The sequence below is a fragment of the Herbaspirillum sp. B65 genome (assembly GCF_000333555.1).
Taxonomy (GTDB): domain Bacteria; phylum Pseudomonadota; class Gammaproteobacteria; order Burkholderiales; family Burkholderiaceae_D; genus Herbaspirillum; species Herbaspirillum rubrisubalbicans.
Genome location: NZ_BADI01000591.1, coordinates 1 through 1,725, shown reverse-complemented (window position 1 = coordinate 1,725; position 1,725 = coordinate 1). Strand labels below are relative to the sequence as shown.

1 protein-coding gene is annotated in these 1,725 nt (G+C 64.7%); it reads left to right on the top strand.

Translation table 11 applies throughout. The features are described from left to right. On the top strand, window positions 1-1,570 hold a 1,570-nt coding region (pdxR, locus tag I5W_RS14065; RefSeq protein WP_252717023.1), incomplete at its 5' end, for a MocR-like pyridoxine biosynthesis transcription factor PdxR. Between the last annotated feature and the right edge of the window lie 155 nt (window positions 1,571-1,725).

Below are 1,725 nucleotides of genomic sequence, written 5' to 3'. Positions count from 1 at the left end.
CACGAATCCTGCGACAGCGCAGGCTTTGGGATTGCGGAGCAAAGGCGTGCGTGACCACCAGGCCCATCAAGTAATGTGGCACCAGATCTTCCCCGAGCCACAGCGCCAGGGCGCCACCCTGCAAAGCCAGTTACGGGTACGCCTGGTCGATGCGGTGCTGGATGGTCGCCTGGCTGCGGGCATACGCCTGCCGTCCAGCCGCGAGCTGGCCGACATGCTGGCCATCTCGCGCAATACCGTGGTACTGGTCTATGAAAAACTGGCCGAGGACGGCTACCTGGAGAACCGCCCCCGCAATGGCTACTACGTCAGCGAACGTTACCTGCATCAGCAACCGCCGACGCCAGCCATGGCGCAACCGAACCCAGGCGCGGCATCGCACGCGGTGAACTGGCAGGCCAGGATGCAGAGCGAACCGCCCGGCATCAAATGGCTGGACAAGCCCGAAGACTGGCAGCGCCATCGCTATCCCTTTCTCTATGGCCAGTTCGATCCCAGTCTTTTTCCCATTGCGGACTGGCGCGAGTGCAGCCGGCAGGCACTGGATGTCAGTTCCATCCGGGGCTGGGCGCCGGATGCCATCGATCACGATAACGCCTCGCTGGTGGAACAGTTGATCAAGCGCGTGCTACCCCGGCGCGGCATCGCCGCGCGCCGCGACGAAGTACTGCTGACGGTGGGGGCCCAACAGGCTCTGTATCTGGTGAGCGAACTCCTGGTGCCACCGGGCTCCACCGTGGCGGTGGAAGACCCGGGCTACATGGATGCGCGCAACATCTTCCTGCGCCGCGGTGCGCAACTGGTCGGGTTGGAGGTGGACTGCGATGGCGTGCAGCCCGATGCCACCGTGCTGGCCCGGGCTCAGACCCTCTATTGCACGCCCAGCCACCAATGTCCGACCGGCATCACACTGTCCACCGAGCGCCGCCTGGCCTTGCTGGAATGGGCCAGGCATCACGATGGCGTGATCATCGAGGACGACTACGACGCCGAAATGCAATACGCCGGCAAGCCCTCCCCTGCCCTCAAGGCCATCGACCATGAACGACGGGTGATCTACATCGGCAGTCTGTCCAAGACACTTTCGCCAGGCCTGCGCATCGGCTACATCGTGGCGCCAGCTGAAGTGGTGGTACGCCTGCGGGTGCTGCGGCGGCTGATGATCCGCCACCCGGCCACCAACAATCAGCTGGCGGCGGCGCTGTTCATCTCGCACGGCCACTACGACCGTTTCCTGCACCAGATGCGCGAGGAGCTGGCGCGGCGTGCCGCGCTACTCATCGCCGCCGTGCGCACGCATCTGCCGATGATGGATTTCACTGCGCCCGATGGCGGCTCGGCCTTGTGGGGACGCTTTGCGCCGGAGATCGACACCCGCCTGCTGCGGCAAGCGGCCTTCGAGCAAGGTATCTTGATTGAGTCAGGCGAGGCATTTTGCCTGCACGATCCGGGCCACTTCAATTGCCTGCGGCTGGGGTTTTCATCGATCCAGGCCGAGCGCATCGAGCCGGGTATTGCCGCATTGGCGGCCTTGCTACCGCGTTGCCGGAGGCGCTCGTCGGCTGCATGAACGGAGCGATAGAACACTGAGGCCACCACGCGGTGGCCACATCGGCCGCTTAGAGGATTTCGTCGCGCAGCCAGTACCAGTGATACAGCAGCCCCTGTCCCAGGCGGCGAAACGGCGCAGCCCACTGGCCCTGGCGCGGAAAAGGCAGGCACATC